The 21,610-nt window shown below is 42.0% G+C and carries 11 protein-coding genes; 6 read left to right on the top strand and 5 right to left on the bottom strand.

The genetic code is table 11. The annotated features are described in order from the left end of the window. The first annotated feature begins 115 nt into the window (after window positions 1-115). The 4 genes from NBH16_RS18015 (at window position 116) to NBH16_RS18000 (ending at window position 7,357) form a co-directional block, all read left to right on the top strand. Entirely contained in the window at window positions 116-1,729 is a 1,614-nt protein-coding gene (locus tag NBH16_RS18015; RefSeq protein ID WP_195471993.1) for a RagB/SusD family nutrient uptake outer membrane protein, read from the top strand. A 63-nt stretch (window positions 1,730-1,792) separates the two neighbouring features. Beyond that, window positions 1,793-3,340, top strand: a complete 1,548-nt coding sequence (locus NBH16_RS18010; protein ID WP_122377466.1) for an MGH1-like glycoside hydrolase domain-containing protein — start codon at window positions 1,793-1,795, stop codon at window positions 3,338-3,340. Between the two features lie 87 nt (window positions 3,341-3,427). Further along, complete coding sequence (locus NBH16_RS18005) at window positions 3,428-5,281, top strand: glycoside hydrolase family 127 protein (protein WP_250788926.1); 1,854 nt, start codon at window positions 3,428-3,430, stop codon at window positions 5,279-5,281. A 24-nt stretch (window positions 5,282-5,305) separates the two neighbouring features. Beyond that, entirely contained in the window at window positions 5,306-7,357 is a 2,052-nt protein-coding gene (locus NBH16_RS18000; protein WP_250788925.1) for a beta-L-arabinofuranosidase domain-containing protein, read from the top strand. A gap of 87 nt (window positions 7,358-7,444) precedes the next feature. Here the strand turns inward: NBH16_RS18000 and NBH16_RS17995 are convergent, their stop codons facing one another. Beyond that, entirely contained in the window at window positions 7,445-8,944 is a 1,500-nt protein-coding gene (locus NBH16_RS17995) for a potassium/proton antiporter (protein WP_005863241.1), read from the bottom strand. Between the two features lie 220 nt (window positions 8,945-9,164). On the opposite strand from NBH16_RS17995, the gene NBH16_RS17990 reads away from it, so the two are divergent. Then, window positions 9,165-11,825, top strand: a complete 2,661-nt coding sequence (locus NBH16_RS17990) for a transglutaminase domain-containing protein (protein WP_250788924.1) — start codon at window positions 9,165-9,167, stop codon at window positions 11,823-11,825. A gap of 56 nt (window positions 11,826-11,881) precedes the next feature. Here NBH16_RS17990 and NBH16_RS17985 read toward each other — a convergent pair whose 3' ends face one another. The 4 genes from NBH16_RS17985 to NBH16_RS17970 all read right to left on the bottom strand — a co-directional run bounded on the left by NBH16_RS17985 (window position 11,882) and on the right by NBH16_RS17970 (window position 18,314). Next, window positions 11,882-12,628 (bottom strand): tRNA-dependent cyclodipeptide synthase, encoded by a 747-nt coding sequence (locus NBH16_RS17985; RefSeq protein ID WP_122143846.1) that lies wholly within the window; start codon window positions 12,626-12,628, stop codon window positions 11,882-11,884. Next, window positions 12,612-13,064 carry a hypothetical protein gene (locus NBH16_RS17980; protein ID WP_005863247.1) on the bottom strand — a complete coding sequence of 151 codons (453 nt, stop codon included), beginning with the start codon at window positions 13,062-13,064 and terminating at the stop codon, window positions 12,612-12,614. Before NBH16_RS17980 ends, NBH16_RS17985 begins: the two co-directional genes overlap by 17 nt. Continuing rightward, complete coding sequence (locus NBH16_RS17975) at window positions 13,039-14,487, bottom strand: sodium:solute symporter family protein (RefSeq protein ID WP_005863249.1); 1,449 nt, start codon at window positions 14,485-14,487, stop codon at window positions 13,039-13,041. Before NBH16_RS17975 ends, NBH16_RS17980 begins: the two co-directional genes overlap by 26 nt. 236 nt (window positions 14,488-14,723) lie before the next feature. Next, window positions 14,724-18,314: a DUF6383 domain-containing protein gene (locus NBH16_RS17970; RefSeq protein WP_250788923.1), complete on the bottom strand. Its 3,591-nt coding sequence runs from the start codon at window positions 18,312-18,314 to the stop codon at window positions 14,724-14,726. A 185-nt stretch (window positions 18,315-18,499) separates the two neighbouring features. On the opposite strand from NBH16_RS17970, the gene NBH16_RS17965 reads away from it, so the two are divergent. Then, a complete protein-coding gene (locus tag NBH16_RS17965; protein ID WP_009016573.1) occupies window positions 18,500-21,553 on the top strand; it encodes a DUF6383 domain-containing protein in 3,054 nt (1,017 codons plus the stop codon). Window positions 21,554-21,610: the final 57 nt, after the last annotated feature.

Below are 21,610 nucleotides of genomic sequence, written 5' to 3'. Positions count from 1 at the left end.
TAAAGTGTGGGGACAGAACATGATTCACGGTCTTTATGACTAATGAAAACTCGGTCTTATTCCACACTTTGATGTTGAATGTTTATGCAAATTTATAACGATAAATTATTATACAATGAATACTTATATAAAAATTCTATTAGGCACTTGCTGCTCTTTTAGCATACTTTCTTGCAGCAACAATCTGGATGAGACCGTATATTCGAAAGTAACAGAACAAACATACAATTATACAGTAGATGATTTCACTCCTTCTATAGCGAGTGTATATAGTTATTTACGTAGCCAATCAGATCATTGGGGATACTTTTGCGCACAAGAAGTAAGCGCAGACGCAATCGTTATGCCACCTAATGCCTCTGGTTGGGATGATGGTGGCGCATACCGCCGTATGCATTATCAAACCTGGAACTCAGAGCAAGACCATGTGAAAAATATATGGTCATGGTTCTATCAAGGGGCTTTACTATGTAACAAAATTATCGAACAAATTGAAACAGGGGTAATACCCACACCCTCCGACACAGAAAAAACACAAGGATTAGCAGAGCTTCGGGCTATGCGAGCTTACTACTATTGGCAAATATGTGACAATTTCGGGGACGCTCCTCTTGTAACAACAACTGCGATGGATTTACCTGCCAAAAATACACGCAGAGAAATTTTCGACTTTGTTGAAAACGAACTTATAGAGGTAATACCTAATTTAAGCGAAGAAGTAGGAGGCAATTATTACGGGCGAATGACGAAATGGGCAGCCAAAGCTCTATTAGCCAACTTATATCTAAACGCACAAGTTTACGTAAACGAAGCACGCTGGAATGACTGTATAACCCAATGTGATGATATTATAAACAGCGGGAAATTCACTTTAGCTGAAAATTACAAAGATCCTTTTAGGACCCAGGGTGTCGAAAGCTGTAAAGAAATCATTTTTACAATCCCTTACGACGAGAATTTCGCTACGGGAAACAGTATATTTATGTTTTCTTGGCACGGTGAACTAAAAAAGAAATACAATACGATTGATACACCTTGGGGATGTGGATCTGCCATGGGAGTTACTCAATTCATAGACACTTACAATGAAAAAGATTCACGTTTAGCCGATACTTGGCTTATGGGGCAACAATTGGCCGCTGATGGTACTCCTTTATACGGAACTTATGATAAAATGGGAGAACCCCTGATCTACACGAAGGATATTCCTAGCGGTAATTATACCAGTGAGTTGGAAGGCTACAGAATGAATAAATTTGAGGTCGCTGAAAATTCATATTCCAGTTCAAACACAGACATTCCTGTATTCAGATATGCGGAAATTATGATGATGAAAGCCGAATGCTTGTTACGTACAGGAAAATCCGGGGCTGGTACTTTGGTTACTCAAGTGCGCCAAAGGGCGTTTAAAGATAATCCTGAATTAGCGACAGTAACAGACTCCCAATTAGCGGGAAATACTTGCTATCAATATGGTTATGTGGAAGATTATAAAATCGTAGATAGAGGAAACACTGATCCAGTCCAATTCGGAAGGATGTATGATGAGCTGGGTTGGGAATTTGCTTGGGAAATGCATCGCCGCAGAGATGCCATTCGTTTTGGTATATATACGACAAAGAGCTGGTTATCTCACAAGCCTGAGGGGGATTATCGTTCAGTATTCCCTATTCCGGAAACAGTATTGACCTCAAATCCAAACCTAGAGCAGAATCCTAATTATTTATAAACAAACATAATGTCCAACCTAGGTGCCCTTCTTTTAGAAGGACACCTACAATAAAACCATTATATGAGCAGGAGTCATACACACATTTTCTATTTACTTATTGGACTTTGTTTTTCTGTAAATATTCAAGGGCAGATTTTAGATCGTCATTTATCTGATTTATATGCGGATAAATTCAACCAGCAAGATAAGGAAATATACATACAGTCCATATCGAACAAACAAGCTAAAGATTTTCTCGCCGAAAACATTCCTTTTTTCGAATGTCCCGATAAAGATATCGAAGAGATTTATTATTTCCGATGGTGGACTTATAGAAAACATATAAAAGAAACACCAGAGGGATTTATAATAACAGAATTTCTGCCTGATGTTTCTTGGGCTGGGAAATATAACGGAATTTGTTGTCCAGCTTGGTTTCATTTCAGGGAAGGGAGATGGCTACATGAACAGCGTTACTTGAATGATTATGCCTATTACTGGTTAAGGGGTGGAGGTGATGTTCGATCCTATAGTTTTCCTATAGCGAATGCAATCTACCAATATTTTTTAGTCACAGGGAACGACTCTATATTAAAAAAGTTATATCCTGAGCTAGTCTCTAACTTCAACGGATGGGAAAAAGAGAAATTTAATTCCGAAACCGGTCTTTTCTGGCAAACAGACAACCGTGACGGCATGGAAATTTCTATCGGAGGAAGTGGCTATAGGGCTACCATTAACTCATATATGGCAGCAGAAGCAAATACTCTTTCTTGGGTCGCTCAGAAAAAGAATGATCCTCAAGGTTCCTATTTTCACGAGAAAGCAGAGGCTATCCGTAACAAAATGTTTGATTTACTATGGGACGAACAGGCTTCTTTTATAAAAGTACTGCCTATGGATAGCAAAGCAATATTACGCGATGTCAGGGAATTGCATGGTTACACGCCTTGGAGTTTTGATCTAGCAAATCATTCTTATGCTATCGCATGGAAATTTCTAATGGACAAAAACCATTTTTTTGCTCCATATGGTCCTACAACCGCAGAACAATGTCATCCCAAATTCAAAGTTGTCTATGAAGGGCACGAATGCCAATGGAATGGTCCGTCTTGGCCTTTCGCCACAGCCATGACATTGACAGGGTTAGCGAATTTACTGAACGATCAAGAACAAAACTATATATCCAAAGACGATTTTTGGACATTACTGAAAATATATACAAAAAGCCAACATCTCACACTCGATAATGGTAATGTCATTCCTTGGATCGACGAGAACCTAAATCCTTTTACGGGAGATTGGATATCCAGAACCATGTTGAAAAATCACCAACCTAAAGAGAGAGGCAGAAACTACAACCACTCCTCTTTTTGTGATTTAGTCATAAGTGGGCTGGTAGGAATTCGTCCGCAAAGCGAAGACGTTCTTATCGTCAATCCTTTGATACCAGAAGATAAATGGGACTATTTTTGCCTAGATCATATAATGTATCATCATAAAAAAATATGTATTCTATATGATAAAACAGGAAAAAAATATAGTAACGGGAAAGGATTCTTTATCTTCGTCGACGGAAAAAGAGTAGCATCAGCAGATGCTTTGACAAAAATGGTTTGTAAACTTTAAACTTTTTATTATAAATCAGACCTACTAACATCAATAGGTCTGATTTATAAAAGCATTGATTAGATTATAACTTTAAATCTCAAAAAAATGAAACAGTTCGTATTATTATCTTTGACATGTCTAACATTATGGGGATGTAAACAAGCTCCCCATAAAGAAGCTCCTTTCAAAATGATTGACCAAGTGGACTTCTCACAAGTTCATATACAAGATAATTTCTGGTCTCCCAGGTTAAAGAAACATATATCGACCACTTTGCCTGTTTGTATTGATCAGATCGAGAACCAGACAGGGCGCATCCGCAATTTTGAGAATGCGGCAAAAAGGGAAGGGGAACATTCCGGTATTTTCTTTGATGATTCTGATGTATACAAAGCGTTGGAAGGCATGGCATACAGTTTGATCAACAATCCAAATCCAGAGTTGGAGAAAAAAGCGGATGAATGGATCGATAAATTCGCCGCCGCCCAACTACCGGATGGATATATTAATACGTATTACACATTGACCGCCCCGGAAAAACGATGGACTAATATGGACAAGCATGAAATGTATTGTGCCGGACACATGATAGAGGCAGGAGTGGCCTATTATAAAGCTACCGGAAAACGAAAACTACTAGATGTTTGTATACGAATGACCGATCACATGATGAGTATCTTTGGACCGGGAAAACGAGATTGGGTTCCCGGACATGAGGAAATTGAGTTAGCCCTTGTCAAACTATATCAAACCACAGGAGAGCAAAAATACCTAGATTTCGCTGATTGGCTGATCGAGGAACGAGGACACGGGCATGGCTCGAAAGGTGGGGAAGGTGAATGGGATCCATTCTACTACCAAGATGACAAACCTGTACGTGAGATGAGTGATATCGCTGGTCATGCCGTTCGTTGCATGTACTTGTATTGTGGTATGGCGGATGTGGCAGCGTTAAAGCAAGATTCTGGATATATCGAATCTTTGAATCGGTTATGGGATGATGTCGTACTCCGAAATATGTACATTACCGGGGGGATCGGCTCCTCACGCCATAACGAAGGTTTCACAGAAGACTATGACCTGCCAAACCTAGATGCTTATTGTGAGACTTGCGCTTCGGTTGGAATGGTATTGTGGAATCAACGAATGAATCAATTTACTGGTGACTCCAAGTATATTGATGTCCTCGAACGATCCATGTACAATGGAGCTTTAGCCGGTATATCGCTGGAAGGAGATCGTTTTTTCTATGTTAATCCTTTGGAATCTAAAGGAGACCATCACCGTCAAGCATGGTATGGTTGCGCTTGTTGCCCAAGCCAAATATCTCGCTTCCTTCCATCTATCGGTAATTATATTTACGGAACCTCCAATGAGGCGATCTGGGTAAATCTGTACATAGGTAATTCTACTGAGATAAACACAGACAACACAAATGTCACGTTGAGACAAGAGACCAATTATCCTTGGGATGGAACTGTAAAACTAACTGTAACTCCTTCTAATCCGTTGAAAAAAGAGATACGTTTACGTATCCCTGGTTGGTGTGAGCAATATACCTTATCGGTAAACGGGCAACTAGTAAAAGTTCCAACAGAGAAAGGATACGCCGTATTAAATAAAGAGTGGAAACAAGGAGACGTAATCTCCTTATCAATGGAGATGCCAGTCAAATTGATAACCGCAGACCCTAGAGTTAAGCAAAACATCGGTAAGCGTGCCATACAAAGAGGGCCTCTCGTATATTGCATGGAAGAGGTAGATAACCCTCAAGATTTTGATAACCTAAAAATCGCGGCGAACACCTCTTTTAATGCCCAGTTTAATCCGAAATTATTAAATGGGATCACAACCATAAAGGCCACTACAAATGAGTTGGCAATCACTTTGATCCCTTATTATACATGGGATAACCGGAAAGCGGGGAAAATGAAAGTATGGATTGATTATAACGAATAATATAAACTACTAATTTACTAACTTATGAAACTTCTTCCTAAAATATTAGCATTATCGCTCGCTATGGTCGTTACCACTTCCGTAGCGGCCAATCAGCTTGCTAATGAAAAAACAGCTATCTCTGTTAATTACAAAAACAACCGTTATCCGTTGCTACAGAAACCTTACATAGAATTACCGATCGGTTCTATCCGGCCTACCGGCTGGATGCAGGAGCAATTAGTACGGATGAAGAACGGCATGACTGGAAACTTGGATCAAGTATACGAGAAAGTCATGGGCCCTCGTAATGGTTGGCTAGGTGGTGATGGTGACGTATGGGAACGTGGCCCTTATTGGATAGACGGTCTTCTTCCACTAGCCTATATACTCAATGATCAAGCGCTTATCGATAAGGTAAAGCCATGGGTCGAATGGACCTTGGCTTCCCAAAAGCCCAACGGCTATTTCGGACCGGATACAGACCGGAGTTACGAACCGGGATTACAACGGGACAATTCCCGGGATTGGTGGCCTAAGATGGTGATGATGAAAGTAATGCAACAATATTACTCAGCCACAGGCGATACACGGGTCATTGATTTCTTTACTCGATATTTTAAATACCAATTAGCCGAGTTGCCTCAAAACCCACTAGGTAAATGGACCTTTTGGGGAGAGCAAAGAGGGGGTGATAATTTAATGATCGTCTATTGGCTATATAATATCACAGGCGACAAGTTCTTATTGGATTTAGGAGAGTTGATTCATAAGCAGACGTTTAACTGGACGGATATCTTCTTAAATCAAGATCATCTATCCCGCCAACTCAGTTTGCACTGTGTCAATCTGGCGCAAGGCTTCAAGGAACCGGTTGTTTATTATCAACAGAATCAAGATCCGAAACAGATATGCGCCGTTAAGAAAGCGGTAAAGGATATACATAATACGATCGGTCTCCCGACCGGGCTTTGGGGTGGCGACGAACTACTTCGTTTCGGTGAGCCGACTACCGGTTCCGAATTATGTACCGCCGTGGAGATGATGTTCTCATTGGAAGAGATGCTGGAAATTACAGGGGATATTCAATGGGCCGATTATCTGGAGCGAGTGGCCTACAACGCATTGCCGACTCAAGTGACAGATGATTACTCTGCCCGCCAATATTATCAGCAAACCAACCAAGTAGCCGTTACTCGTGAGTGGCGTAATTTCTCCACGCCACACGATGATACGGATATCTTATTCGGAGAACTTACGGGTTATCCTTGTTGTACCTCAAACTTACATCAAGGCTGGCCTAAATTAGTTCAAAACCTTTGGTACGCTACGGCGGATAATGGTATAGCCGCTCTTGTATACGCACCTTCGAGTGTCAAAGCTAAGGTAGCCAACGGAGTGACCGTGCAAATCGAGGAAGAGACCGCTTATCCGTTTGACGAGACTCTGCATTTTAAATTCGCTTTCGAGGATAAAAAAATAAAGAGAGCCTTCTTCCCTTTCCATATTCGCATCCCGGCATGGTGTAATCAGCCGGTGATCAAACTGAACGGAGAGAATGTCGTCGTGGATGCATATCCCGGGGAGATCGCCCGTATCAACCGGGAATGGAAACAAGGTGATGTCCTAACCGTTGAACTCCCAATGCAAGTAGCGGCCAGCCGTTGGTACGGAGGCAGTGCGGTAATCGAACGGGGGCCATTGGTTTATGCCTTGAAGATGAACGAGAAATGGGAGAAGAAGACATTTGAAGGAGAGAAGGCGGCTCAATACGGTAACTGGTATTATCAAGTGACTTCAGATTCTCCTTGGAACTATGCGCTTACACATAAATCCTTGGAACCAGACCAAATCAACGACAACTTTGTCGTAGAGAAAACGAAAGTGACTACCGACTATCCTTGGAACGTAGAGAATGCCCCGATTACAATCAAGGCGAAAGGCAAACGTCTTAATGGGTGGTCTTTATATAGAGGTTCCTCTGGTTCTATCTCGTATTTTACCCAGCAAGGCAATGATATGGGCGACGAAGAAAGCATCGAGTTAATCCCTTATGGCTGTACCACTTTACGTATAACTGAATTTCCGGTACGGTAAAAATAATGTACCAATATGCCAATGCTTATTCTACACAAATAGTATCTGCATTGGCATATTGGCACATTCCCCCATTGGCACATTATTTCAATTTTTCTTCATCGTATAATCCTTCACCCCCAAGGAATCATACGCCTGCAAAAGCGCCTCATCATTATCGGAGATCATTAACAACTTGTCATTCTCCTTTAATTCCGTATTTCCTTTCGGGATGAAATAGCGGCCTTCCCGTTTCACCATTACCGCCAAGGTATGATCGGGTAAAGTCAGCTGCATCAATTTATTTCCATGGGATAATACTGCCGGGGTAATATCGATCTCGCTCATAGCGCTCTTGATCTCCTCGGGAAGCTCGATGCCAAACTCATCCTTTCGTTCCGGCTCATCCACCATATCCAGCCATTTTGCGGCTTGAGTAACCGTGGTTCCTTGAATCAGCAAAGAAAGAATCGTGATAAAGAATACGATATTAAAGAACATACCGGCATGCTCGATCCCGGCGATCATCGGGTAAGTAGCGAAAATAATAGGAACCGCCCCGCGTAATCCCACCCATGAGATATACAGTTTACCTTTGAAAGAGAAATTCTTATAAGGTATCAAGCAAAGGAACACGCTAATCGGACGGGCGATCAAGATCATAAAGACTCCCACCATAACACCTACACCCGTCACCGGTAATAACTCATGCGGGTTCACTAGCAAGCCTAACGTAAGGAACATCACGATCTGCCACAACCAAGCGAAACCGTCAAAGAACGTCCCCATACTTTTCTTGTGAACAATCTTAGCGTTACCAACCACCAAACCTGCGATATAAACCGCTAAATAGCCATTACCCTTACATAAGGTCGTAGCGGCGAAGGTGAAGAAAGCCGTAGCCAATAAAAGGATCGGATACAAAGACTCGTTATCTATATCGATCTTATTGATAATCAACACAGCCAGTCTCCCCAATAAGAAACCGGCGATAGCTCCCACCGATAATTGAATGACCAAGGATAGCCCGGCCTCCCAAATATTCATACCTCCACTTTGTATGTAAGCGATCAGAAGCAAGGTAAGCATATAAGCCATCGGGTCATTACTACCACTCTCCAGTTCCAAGGTAGGACGCAGACGCTCTTTCAAATAAACCCCTTTACTGCGCAAGATGGAGAAAACCGAGGCTGAGTCCGTAGAGGACATGACCGCCGCCAGCAATAAAGATTCCGGGAAAGTCAACGTAACATATTTGCCAAATAAACCAAATAACCAATAGATAAACCCGCCCGTGATAAAAGTCGTGGCCAGCACCCCGAGCGTAGCCAATACCACACCTTGCGAGGCGATAGGTTTGACCTCCGCAACTTTCGTATCCATACCACCCGAGAACAAGATGATACTCAACGCCAACATGCCGATAAACTGGGCCACATTCGGATCGCTGAACTGGATGCCCAGACCATCGCTGCCAAACAACATTCCCACACCAAGGAACAACAACAAAGCGGGTAAGCCGAAACGATAACCGGCCTTACCGGCGAATATACTTAAAAACAGGATCACAGAAGCTATTAATAGCACTTGCTCAGGATTTTGAAACATACGCAAAACGGGTTTTATGATTAGTGATTTGATACTTTGTTACAAAGTTCGTAAACTTTTTGTAATTATAATCACACAAAAAGAAGAAATCCGGTCCCAAATTTACAGGAAGACCAGATTTATTCTTTCTATAGAAAAACAAATCTTTCTTACAAATTGTTCGAGAATTTTTCTATCTCGCATAGAATCATTACTTTTGGCAAACATACATATCCGCTTTATGAACAAAAAACATCTATTTACGCTGTTGTTCACATTACTCGTATGGACGAGCTGTAACAACCAACAACATTTTATTACCGACGCCGCTTACCGAGCTGAGGTCGAGAACGATTTCCAAGCGAAACAGGCCGCCCTGCCTAACGGAGACCTTTTCGCAGTATTTAACGATCAAATGACTCCCGAAGAGAGGGAGGCGTTAACCTTCATGTACGCCTATATGCCGATTGGAGACATCACGGACTATAGTGGCGATTTCTATTTGAAAAACATCCGTTCCTCTTTCCTAGCACGGAATGAGATGCCTTGGGGCGATAGCATTCCAGAGGATATCTTCCGCCATTTCGTATTGCCGGTACGAATCAACAATGAGAATCTGGATGAAAGCCGCATGGTTTTCTTTGATGAGTTGAAAGACCGGGTGAAGGGTCTCTCGTTGTACGACGCCGTACTGGAAGTGAATCACTGGTGTCATGAGAAGGTTATCTATACTCCTTCCGATGGGCGCACAAGTTCCCCTTTGGCATCCGTAAAGACCGCTTACGGTCGTTGCGGTGAGGAGTCTACCTTCACGGTAGCCGCTTTACGTTCCGTGGGTATCCCCGCACGTCAGGTATATACGCCTCGCTGGGCGCATACGGATGATAACCACGCATGGGTAGAAGCTTGGGTGAATGGTAAATGGTATTTCCTCGGCGCTTGCGAGCCCGAACCGGTATTGAATCTGGGTTGGTTCAACGGCCCTGCTTACCGGGGTATGTTGATGCATACGAAAGTATTCGGTAAATACAATGGCCCGGAGGATGTCATGGAACGTACCGATGGGTATACCGAGATCAACGTGATCGATAATTATGCGCCTTCGGCTAAAGCTGTTATCACGGTTACGGATGCCAATGGCAAGCCGGTGAAGGACGCTTTGGTAGAATTCAAGATTTATAACTATGCCGAGTTTAACAGTGTAGCCCGCAAGAAGACGGACGCGGATGGCAAATGCTCATTATCCGCCGGAAAAGGGGATATGTTGGTATGGGCCAGCAAAGACGGCAAGTTCGACTACAGCAAGGTCTCTTTCGGCAAAGACGGAGAGGTTACGATCGCCTTGAACAAGAAACCGGGAGATGTGGAGACGATCGCCCTAGATATCATACCACCGGTGGACGGCTCTATCCCAGCGGAAGTTACACCGGAGCAAAAGGAGGCGAACGCCAAACGCTTATTGGAGGAAGACGCTATCCGTAATAAATATGTAGCCACTTTCTATACGGAAGAGAAAGCGGAGGCTTTAGCGAAAGAATTGGGTATCGACCCGATGAAGACGGAGGATTTCATGATTGGTAGCCGTGGTAACTGGATGGAGATCGAGAAGTTCTTACGGGAGACTCCCGCCGAGAAGCGTGCGCAGGCGATGGCATTATTGGATGTCGTGTCCGCTAAGGACCTACGTGATACACCAGCGTCTGTCTTCGCGGATCATTTGAATAATACGCCGGCCGTTCAAAGCGAATGGTTCAATGAATATATCATGAATCCTCGTGTGGCCAATGAGTTCCTGACTCCTTATAAGAGTTTCTTCGTCGCAAATATTGAGCCTTCCCTTGCGAAACAAGCCATAGAGAATCCACAGGCATTGGTGGATTGGGTGAAGAATAACGTCTCCATTAACGACGCGCTAAACGCACAACGTATTCCGATCATGCCGATGGGTGTATGGAAATCTCGTATCGCTGATAAGGGCTCCCGTAATATCTTCTTCGTGGCCGTGGCTCGTAGCTTAGGTATTCCGGCACGTATCGAGCCGGTAGCCCGCAAGATCCAGTACTTCAAGGACAACGCTTGGGTAGACGTCGATTTCGAGGCTGCCGTACAGACGACCGCTAAACAAGGCAAGGTAATCGCTTCTTACCAACCAATCAAGGCGCTGCAAGACCCGAAATATTACAGTCACTTCACGATCGCCAAGGTTTTGCCGAACGGTACTTTACAGACCTTGAATTTCGAGAGAGGCGGTAATGTGGATATGGGCTTGGGAGATACTTGGAGCGGATTACTGAAGAAACCGTTATCCATGGATGAAGGTAATTATATGTTAGTGACCGGTACTCGTATGGCAAACGGTAGCGTATTGGCCGAGATCGAGTTTTTCAATGTGGAGGCAGACAAGACCACCCCGATCCAATTGGAGATGCGCGAAAGCAAGGACGAGATACAGGTGATCGGTAATTTCAACTCCGAGAATAAATTCAAACGTGCGGACAACGGCGAGGAAACTAGCTTGCTAGCTACTACCGGACGTGGCTACTATATCGTAGCGCTTCTAGGCTCCCGCCAAGAACCGACAAACCATGCGATGCGTGATATCGCCGCCGTGAAGAAGGAACTGGAGGATTGGGGACGAGGCATCGTGCTTCTCTTCCCTGACGAGAAGGGCTATAAGAACTTCGATCCGAAAGAGTTCGGCGATTTACCGGGCACGATCACATACGGTCTGGATATCGACGGGGCGATCCAAAAGGAGATGGCTACAGCGATGAAATTGCAAAACGCCAATACCTTGCCGATCTTCTTGATCGCCGATACGTTCAACCGTGTCGTATTTGTCTCTCAAGGCTATACAATTGGCTTGGGCGAGCAGTTAATGAAAGTTATACATAAGCTATAACGAACTCACAAAAAAGTAAAGGAGTTATCTACAACTATAAGGAGGGGCGGTTCTATCTATAAGGGCGCCCCTTTTGTATTAACCTTAATCATTCTGCCAGTGAGATCCTTCTCCCCCATAATTTCTATATAACCAATATCCTTTTTAGGGACAAGCAAGTCTTTCAAAAAAGTACCGTCATACAAGATTTCCAATAAAGGGGTCATAGGTAAAGGTGAGATTTGATATTGGCACGCTGGATCAAAATATAAATGGAAATATAAAATAACCGCCAGTTCGTTCAGTATATAAAGAGAAGCTAGATCATAATCAGAAGAGTCGATCCTTGCAAAACGAAAACCTTCCGGCAACCGCCTGTTACGTTCTAGAATCTGCTTGATAACTTCCCGCCGAAAAAGGATTTCAGTTCCATATAATAATCTAAGTCTTTGCAATAAAGTCTTGAATCGAGGCTCTAAGGCTACCGCTTTCCAAGAAAGCAATCGAACATTGTCATAGTCACCTTTCTTGATAACCCTTTCTATGAATCGATACTTTATATCGCCTATTTGCAAAGCTTTCGCACAAGCCTCTTTTCGTTCCAAACCTTTAGAAGCCATAAAAGTGTACATTTGTATCTCATCGGCTATTAATACATAAACAGATTTGACATTTGCCTTGCACCAATCAAACAGAGCAACCAAAGTCTTCTCTGAAAATAAACGAGAGCAAATACTCACTCCTAAAAAAGCATTCGATTCCGAATACGGATATATTCGTTCTATATAGCAAGACTCCAATCGTCGCTCATACAAGAGGCTCATAAGTATTTCTTTTAATCCACTCTCCTAAAACAAGAGGGAACATAACAACCACTGATTCAAAAATAAATATCAATACACTTTGCTGCATCGGAACACAAGCTTTCTCGAATACTTCAGATCCATCAACAAGAAAATAGTTATACAAATAAAATGCATCAACAAGAAAAAAGAACAAAAAAACAACCGGCAGCAAATAATAAGAAATGGAGACAAGCCTATATAAAAAATAATAGTTAAACAGTTTCTTACAAGAAGACCGCTTCATAAAATCCCCCAAACAACTGCAATCCGAAAGCCCATCTAAGGGCTGTTTTTCAAGGTATTCCCTTACTTTTCGCATATTCGTAGATTTCATCCATTTACATAACAATAGGAATCCTCCTAAAGCTGAAACCATTAGTTCGAAAATCTCACCTTTTGTTAACTCCAGTATCATAACCCTCTCCTTTCTTAATAAAAAACCAAGGTATCGCAGAAACCAGAATCGAAACAAGTGGAGCCGACAGATAAACGTATTCCACCGGATGAAAAAGCATCCACACCATCATGCATACAGAAGCCAAGAAACCAGCAGAAAGAGAGAATATCGCATACTTTCTCATCCGTACACAATCCTTACGGAATATCGCCACGCAAATCGGTATAAGCAATATGATCTGAGCACTATAAACTAAAAAAAACAAATCCAGAACACCCGGTATCACAATACTAACCAAGTAAATGAACAAAGGGCTGATAAGTCCGAATAAATAAACCATTTTCCTTCCATAGCGCAATAAACCCTTCATTTTCTCCGGGTCATTTGTATCTTCTATCGTCTTCAATGAATGTGAAGGATACAATATATCAAAAACAAAAGTCTGTATAGAAGCAATCAATAATGTATCTGCCGTAGACACTAATGCGGCAAAGCAGCCCGCCGCAAACAGAGCAAACGCCCAAGGTTCTTGGAGATAACTCAATAGCAAGGAACCGTAATCATTATTCGAAGGAGCCGTAAAGTCCGGAAAATAATTCAGTAAAACACCCAATGAAATCAACACACACCAAGAGATTCCAATTGAGTAAATAGATTGTGACAATCCTTTCTTTATATCCTTTTGGTCTCGCATGGAACAGACTCGTTGCCAAACGGACATATCGATCAACTGCCAAGGTACATTCACCACAATTAATGAAAGGACAAATAACACTGATAAGTTTGAAAATCCCCAATGGTCCGAAGCCAATGTCTCAAGACTCAATACATTCTCATTATGAGATATTAAGAATCCAAAAACGGCAGCAATCCCGACGTATGAAAACCACAATTGCATCTTTTCCGTATCAATAACAGCCTTAAAACCTCCTAGTGCAGTATACGTACACACCACCAGACTCAAACCCAAGATAATATAAATAGAGGAGACATTAGGGAAAAGGACATTAGCGATCTTTATCCCAACCAAGATCTCTATACCATAGGTACCCAAGAATCCGATGATCGATAACAAAGAAGCGAAATAACCGATAAATCGACTATCATAACGATTGGCCAAAAAGCCATGCAATGTTCTCTTTTCCGAATTTTCTATACGAGGAAATACCTTATACAAGATAAAGAAACCTAGCAGCCATGTCAAAGGAGAGATAAAAGCGGCAAGCTTATAAGAATATCCAAAGCTCAAAAACGCAAAGATAGCAGAACCTACACTGATATTCGATGCGGTCAAAGAATCCCTCAACTTCTCTGATGACATTCCTTCCGGATACCAGAAGAAATCACTTGGTTTATTTATCCCCCTAAAGACCCGGAAACCTATCCATAAAGACCATATCACAGGGATAGAAACAAAAAGGTACCACCAACTAAACTGCATATCCTTTAATTTTTAGATTAACAATACAACATATGGAATAAAGTCTTGGCGGCATATACAATGCCAACCAAGACTTATTCTTACCGCCCTCTCTCCTCACGGAGGTAACGACGGATGAACTTTAATTTATTACTTTAGTATTAATATTAATCCATTCCCGCTTGTTCATCCATCACGGAGTACTTGGTTACCCGCACGGGAATGTATTTTCGATTTATTTTATTTCTTTATAAATCTTATTTTACGATAGCCTTAACAGCTTCCTCGCCATCAACAGCTACCGCTACGATACCCGCAGGTACAGCGATTGTAGCGTTATCAGATGTAAGAACAGTCTCTGCGACTACCTTACCTAAGATGTTCGTGATAACTACTGACTTACCGGCTGCACCTTGAACAGTTACAGTACCGTTGCCAGCGATGATAGATACACCTTCAGCGTTAGCGCCTTCGATAGATGTTACCATATCCTCAGCGTCAGTCTTTTGGTATGCGTTGAAGATCAAAGCACCGTCAGAGCCAGTCTTAGCTGCGCTAAACTCTGAATCACCACGAGTCAATACCAAGCAACCATTCTGCATCTTCAACCATGCGGCGTAAGAAGGAGCGATTGAACCGGCAACGGTCTTATCGAAGCCCTTAGTAGCCTTACCAGTAGAAGCAACGCCTGCCTCGTTATAGATGTTCGACTCGAACAAGAATTCGTTATCAGCACCCTCTTCCGTTACAGCACCAGCCTTATCCGGGTTTACATAGCGGAATGACCAAGTTACGTTCTTGTGGTTGTCACCCTGTAAATTCACGATAAAGTTCTCGCTCTTGCTCTTCTTATAAGCATTGATGATCGTAGCTGTATCCAATGTAGCCGGATCCATGTTCTCAAAACCTTGTGTCAAGACGAACAAGCTGTCACCAGCGTGGATTGCCTTAACAAAACCTACGCGAGTATAACCACCATCGATATCCATATACGGAACCTTCAATTCATGGCCCTTAATAAGGGCAGAGTCGCCAAAGCTTACCAAATACTTACCGTAGTCGAAGCCTGAATGGCCTTGAGTTGCATGAGAGCAATGCACTGCGTCAACAGGATTACCAGCGTTATCAAAGTGATTATGCTCATACGTACAAGGAACACCCGGAGTACCGGCTTGATCATTGCGAGCGACAGAGATCAAATATTGCGGCTTGATATCGCCATTACCACGGTTAACCCAAGCGGTATCAACGATGAATCCTAATTTACCGTCAGCTTTCTCCTTATTCCAGATACCAGCGTAATCTACATTCTTGTCTGTCAAGTTCTTGTTCCACTCATCCATCAAATATTCCTTACGGATTTTTTCAACGAAGAACAAGCTATCAGCGGTTTCACTCTCGCCTAACGCAGCGTTGTTGAAACGACGGTACAATGGAGAGTCGTCTTTTGATACGGCGAATGCAGAGGTACGGATCTCTGAATAGAACTTATCATTTAAAGTACCCTCAGTCAAATCAAGAGTATTGTCGTCAACAGATACTTTTACAGATGCATAGTCCCAAGAATTTGAACGAGAAATCGAATTGAATGCTTTTTGTAATGATACAACGCCATCCTTTGCTTTATAAGCATATACATCACCAATTTCACTACCATCCACAATCAAACGATTACCATCCTTATCATAATATGGAGCGCTCGCAATATTACCATTTGCATCGGCGTAATATTTTACTGTGACGGTGGAACCATCCGGTTGCTCATAACTACGAGTTACCTCCTTTGTATTCAGTGCAGCAAAAGTCTTAGCATCAGCAACCTTTTTACCATTTTCCGAAGCAGGGTACCAAGATAATGCGATATCATTGTTACCTTCTTTAACCAATGCCTCAGAACGCAAATTAGCTTCTACCAAAGTATAATAATGAGTACCGTCAATGCAATTGTTCTCTTTCAAGAAGAAAGGAGTCGGAACTGATTTCATCATATACTTATTCGCTACACCGTCGAATGAGATATAACGACCTTTTCCGTCAGAAACATAGTAAGCGTTTCTTACCAAACCATCCTTATAACCATATTTGTCATCCTTTGCGATCAAAGTCAAACGGAAGTTCGCTTTCTCTCCATTCTCGTCTACACGAACAATAGAGTCTTTTCCTGCCGGAGTATACAGATATTTATTCAACGCCAGCCCATGCAAATAGTTGAACAAATATGTCTGAACAGAAGCTTCTTCAGCCGTTACATACTTATAACCTAATTTTGTATCCTTAACCAATGCCTCATCAACTTTGATAAAACTCAAAGTATCAGCTACACTACCATTGAAATAGAATACATCATCACTACCTTCCACCGCATAGAATTGAGTCATTTGAGACGGAAGAACACTTGTATTAGAAACATCACTGAACTCACGATTATCAATCGTAACCATAGCAGTAGAAGAAGTGCCATTCTTATCCACTACCCATTGAGCGGCAGGCATATGCTTGAACTCTTGGTTACGAGCCAAATTAGCCCAACCCAAGTTTCCTGCTAAGTTTGCCAAAGCATATAAACCATTTTGTTTGATTTTCGGATTTCCTGCCGAGGCCTTGTACTGTACCAAATATACGCCATCAGGGATCGTAGTAAGCGTCAATCCGGAGAAGTTCGTGCCAAGCTTGACAACTGTTTTCTGAACATTAGCCATAGCTACAGGTGCAGAAGTACCAGTTAGATCTGTCTCATCCGTATTGATAGTCAAGACATTCGTTCCAGCCAATCTAGCCATGTAGATAAACTTATCAGTTTTGGTCGCTAACGTACGAGGGTTTTCTTCATCTTGAATGCTCCAGTAAGAATTGTTGTTATTCTCTTTGATATACTTAGCAAAGTCCGCATCAGTCTCACCTGCATTTTTCGTAAGCTTATAAGCTACCTTCTGAACTTGAATATATAATTCATCTTTAGCTGCGTTATAAGTAAACTTAAAGTAATAAGAACCTTCTTCACGATTGTCCGCTTTGAAAGCATCGTAATTAAGTTGCAAGAACTTACTAGTCTCAGTACCATCATAATAAGCGGTATCAACGACAACATAGGCATCTTGATCCTCACCATCAACCTTCACTTTTTTATCTTTGGCTTGTAAAGTTACCCAATTACCAGCACCACTTACGTCCGTAGCCTTAAGAGGAGTGTCTGTCAACCGATTTGCTTTGCCAGTAGAGACACTAGGGTTCATATTCAAACCAAAGAAAGTAGCAGTAGGAACTGATTGCAATAACGTGTTCAAGTCAGCTGCATCCAAAATCATTGATTCAGGAAAATTCTTAGCAGAGGACAGATCAATAGCTTTAGATGAGCCTAATTTAGCTTTTGTTGTTTTTTCCAAATAAAGATCACCTCCGTTCTTTGCGATATAAACAACAGAGTCTCCCGTGAAATAAGAAACCAACTTATCACCTTCAGCCACCCACTCTGATGCGGTACCGCCCAAAGTCAAAGCTTTCGCACCGACACCAGCCTTATCTGCATCAATAGCTATGGTAGGATCAACAGCAAGCGTTAAACCTGTAGCTTTATTCTCAAAAGAATAAATATCTCTACCTAGAGTGTTCTTCTTTGCAGAAACAGTCCAAGTAGCACCATTTAAGCCCTTTAATTCCCAATCATTAAGATCGGCAGGAGTACTGGTTAGGCCCAATTTCCCAAAGTTAGTCCCCGTTAAAGCTGACAAATTATCAGTGCCAGACTTCAACAAGATCGCATCCCCTTTTTTAGCGTCTACAGCTGCCCCTGCCGAGAAAGCAGTCGCAAGCATGGCACTAGCCAAAAGCATAGTAAACTTCTTGTTCATAATTTAAAATTTAATATTAATAATAGTGTTTATTAAGCACTTACCTTCTTCTCGATGGCTAATCGTCATTAGTAAACGACTAGTCTAAACGATCGTTTAGACTAGTCGTTTTCGAGTAAAACAAGGGTGCTAAACGACGGGATGGACTTTAATTAACACTATTATTAATATTAAATTTTGAATTTATGAACAAAAGGATTTTTACCTTGTTAACAGCTGGTTTACTGCTAGGTGGACCTGCTTTTAATGCTGCGTATGCCGCTACTGATCTTACGGCTAAGACCGTAATTTCCTATAGCGAGAATAAGACGGCTCTTGCTAATGGAATGAGCTTTTATCTAGGTGCGTCTGAGAGTGCATTGTTGAAGGTTACAGATGTTCTTACGACAAAGGACAAAAAGAAGGTTATTTCTTTTGGTGATGCTGATGGTAATGCAACTACAGGAGTCGTATTTACTATCCGTAATTATTCATCTAACTCTTTTGAGTTGTGGGCTAATGTTGGTGGTGTGGCTTATCAGGTAGTTACCGATAAGGACGGTAATGCGTTGACTGCCGCTACCGACAAGAATCTTTCTGAGTTGAATGCTAAGTTCGCTGTATCAGAGGGCAAGTTGAAATTCTCAGGTTTGTATACAGTAACTGTACCTACAAAAGAAGTAAAGAAAGGCTTGAAAGCATTCTCTTGCTCAGAGGGTATTGATGCCGCTTATTTGAATGACTATAATTCAAATGGCACAACATTGTCATTCGATTATACAACGAATGAACTGGTTGGAAATTTGTTTGATAAGGTTGTTCCCGTATCATTTACGGATGAGGTTGCGGCAACTCAACCTTCTGATGAGAATAAGTTGGCTGCCGGTACTTATTTCGTGAAAGGTGATTCGAAGAAAGTTAAGGCATTTGTTAGTGCGGTAAATGCAGAGACTCCAGATAATGACGCAATCTTGACAGCGGCTCAAGAAATTACATTCTTAGCTTTAGATCCCTCTAATCGTTATGACATCAATGGTAAGCAAGACAATGAGGGATATGCTTTGTATTGGATGAAGGGATCGGTTGCTACGGCCAACGCTGACTCTTGCTCTAACGCAAACTTTACGATTACGGCGAAAGACGTATTGAATGAGGATGGTAAATTGACGTTGACTGTTGATTATAAGAAAAAAGATCAAACAACAGCTGCGACGAAGGTTTACGTAGCTGCTGTTAAGCCATCTGTTTCTGATACGAAAACTTATGTTACTTCTGTTCTAATGTCAGGAACGAAATATTCCGCTATCCATCCTCAACTAGGTGAAAACTCTTACCTTGACGCTTCAGTATTGTTGAAGAAGAACATTGAGAATGTGGTTAATATCTACTTCACTAGCTCAACCAAGAGTGAGAATGATGAGGCTGATTCACAAACTGAGTACCATAAGTATTTGACAATAGATCCTGCTGATGGTTCAAGCTTAAGTGTCGCCGCTTATAATAGCGTAGATTTCACTATGCCGGTATCACAATGGATCGTTTCTGGCTTCAACGGCAAATATGAATTTACATTGACAAACCGTGAGACTGGTGATGATTTAGTATTACGTTTACAACCTAATGGCGCTGAAGGTGGCTATAAGGTAGTCAACGCTAAGTACAACGGCACTGATGTAACAATCGCCGCAAATAAGGGTGTAACAACAGCGTTAGCTTTAGCAAACAATACTTCCGTTAAGTTCAACACGATCGCTACGACTCGTACGGACGGATATAAGGTATTTACGGATACTCAGATCGCTGAAGGCTTTAAGATGACATTCAATGGTAAGGACGCGTTATTCGGAGAGAAAGCTCTTTATGCTATTGATGACAATGCTACTAAAACAATGAAGGCTTCAACCAAAGAGGAGAATTTAATCGTTCTTTATCCGGAAAGAATAAAGGGAGCAAAAGATCATTCTACTAAATCTCTGCAAGGTGTTGAGGATTATGTGATAAGCACAAATACTTTCGCTTATTTGAATGATAAGGGTGAGGTTATCATGAAGGCTGATGGCGATACATTGGTTGTTCCGACTTATGTCTTGCGTTATACGGAGGCTAAAGGTGATGATGCTAAATATCTTGGCGCTGGCGCAGCTAGAGATAAGGCTGCTGATGCCGCTATAGAGTTCGCTGTTGTTAAGAATGCCGCTGGTGGTTATTCTTTAGTTGCAGTGAAGGATGTAACAGACGGTAAGCTTAGTTATGAGGGTTCCACTGGTCCAAATGCGAAAACAGCAAAAATCGGAACAACAGATTTGAAGGTTTCTTTCGATGGTGGTCGTTATATGGCAGCTAAAGCCTTGAATGAGGCTTACGCTAACGTTGAGATCTTGGACGCTAATCCGTTCAACCCGTCATTGGCCGCTAAACCTCGTCACGCTTCTTTCGACAATATGTTAGGTTCTATCAATTATCAGTTGAATAAGAATGGCTCCAACGAGGGCATCTTGTCCGCTGAAAGCATGATCTTCTGGTTGGATACAGCGGATAGCAAGGCTAAGACTCCGTCATTCTATATCTCTAAGGGTATTGAGGTGGCTGAAGGTGAAGAAAAACCGGCTGAAAGAATGTTCATGTTCAATCCGACAGATTCTTTGCATTATTTCGTGGAAGGTTCTGCTCAGGAATATACGGACGAGAAATATTATTTGGAAGGTTCAGGCAAGTCTGAGACGAAGGTTATCTTCCGCCCGGCTATCCTTACGGGGGTTGATACAATCACTACTACCGTGAAAGGTGAGACCGTTAAGGTTGTTAAGGAGCTTAACGATGACAAGAGCGTGAAATCAACAGATCGATTGGATGCGTTCAAGTTTAATATCACACTTGCGGAGGGAGATGATGAATATTTCGTTTCTTCTCAAAGAAAGGTCAAAGAGGGTGATGTTTATAAGACAGCTTATGTATATGCTTTGAATGGTATGTTAGGTTTAACAACAAATCCAGAAAAGGCAATGGTCTTCACGCTTGGCACAGAGGTTCCGACAGCCAACGAATCTATCGACGCAAAAGAATCTTCTATCGTAGTTGTAGCCGGTAACGGTGTCGTAACTATCCAAGGTGCCGCAGGCGAGACTGCTTACGTTCGTACTGTATTAGGCCAGACAGTTGCTGAGACAGTTCTTACTTCCGACAACGCTACTATCGCCGCTCCTGCTGGTGTAGTATTCGTAACGGTAGGTAACGAGACCGTGAAAGTAGCTGTAAAATAAGGATATTCAATAAAGGAATAATGAAATAAGATAATCAACAATTCCCGTGAGGGTTTC

Origin of the sequence: Parabacteroides sp. Y3-G-102, from assembly GCF_023656845.1 — a bacterium.
Taxonomy (GTDB): Bacteria; Bacteroidota; Bacteroidia; order Bacteroidales; family Tannerellaceae; genus Parabacteroides; species Parabacteroides distasonis.
Note: the sequence above shows the minus strand (reverse complement) of the source record. Positions and strands in the feature narration are given on the sequence as shown.

Excerpts from the sequence above, each read along its gene's own strand:
- NBH16_RS18000 (WP_250788925.1), top strand. The coding sequence starts at position 5,306 with ATGAAACTTCTTCCTAAAATATTAGCATTATCGCTCGCTATGGTCGTT.
- NBH16_RS17980 (WP_005863247.1), bottom strand. The coding sequence starts at position 13,064 with ATGATACTGGAGTTAACAAAAGGTGAGATTTTCGAACTAATGGTTTCA.
- NBH16_RS18010 (WP_122377466.1), top strand. The coding sequence starts at position 1,793 with ATGAGCAGGAGTCATACACACATTTTCTATTTACTTATTGGACTTTGT.
- NBH16_RS18015 (WP_195471993.1), top strand. The coding sequence starts at position 116 with ATGAATACTTATATAAAAATTCTATTAGGCACTTGCTGCTCTTTTAGC.
- NBH16_RS17995 (WP_005863241.1), bottom strand. The coding sequence starts at position 8,944 with ATGTTTCAAAATCCTGAGCAAGTGCTATTAATAGCTTCTGTGATCCTG.
- NBH16_RS17990 (WP_250788924.1), top strand. The coding sequence starts at position 9,165 with ATGAACAAAAAACATCTATTTACGCTGTTGTTCACATTACTCGTATGG.
- NBH16_RS17965 (WP_009016573.1), top strand. The coding sequence starts at position 18,500 with ATGAACAAAAGGATTTTTACCTTGTTAACAGCTGGTTTACTGCTAGGT.
- NBH16_RS17975 (WP_005863249.1), bottom strand. The coding sequence starts at position 14,487 with ATGCAGTTTAGTTGGTGGTACCTTTTTGTTTCTATCCCTGTGATATGG.
- NBH16_RS17970 (WP_250788923.1), bottom strand. The coding sequence starts at position 18,314 with ATGAACAAGAAGTTTACTATGCTTTTGGCTAGTGCCATGCTTGCGACT.
- NBH16_RS18005 (WP_250788926.1), top strand. The coding sequence starts at position 3,428 with ATGAAACAGTTCGTATTATTATCTTTGACATGTCTAACATTATGGGGA.
- NBH16_RS17985 (WP_122143846.1), bottom strand. The coding sequence starts at position 12,628 with ATGAGCCTCTTGTATGAGCGACGATTGGAGTCTTGCTATATAGAACGA.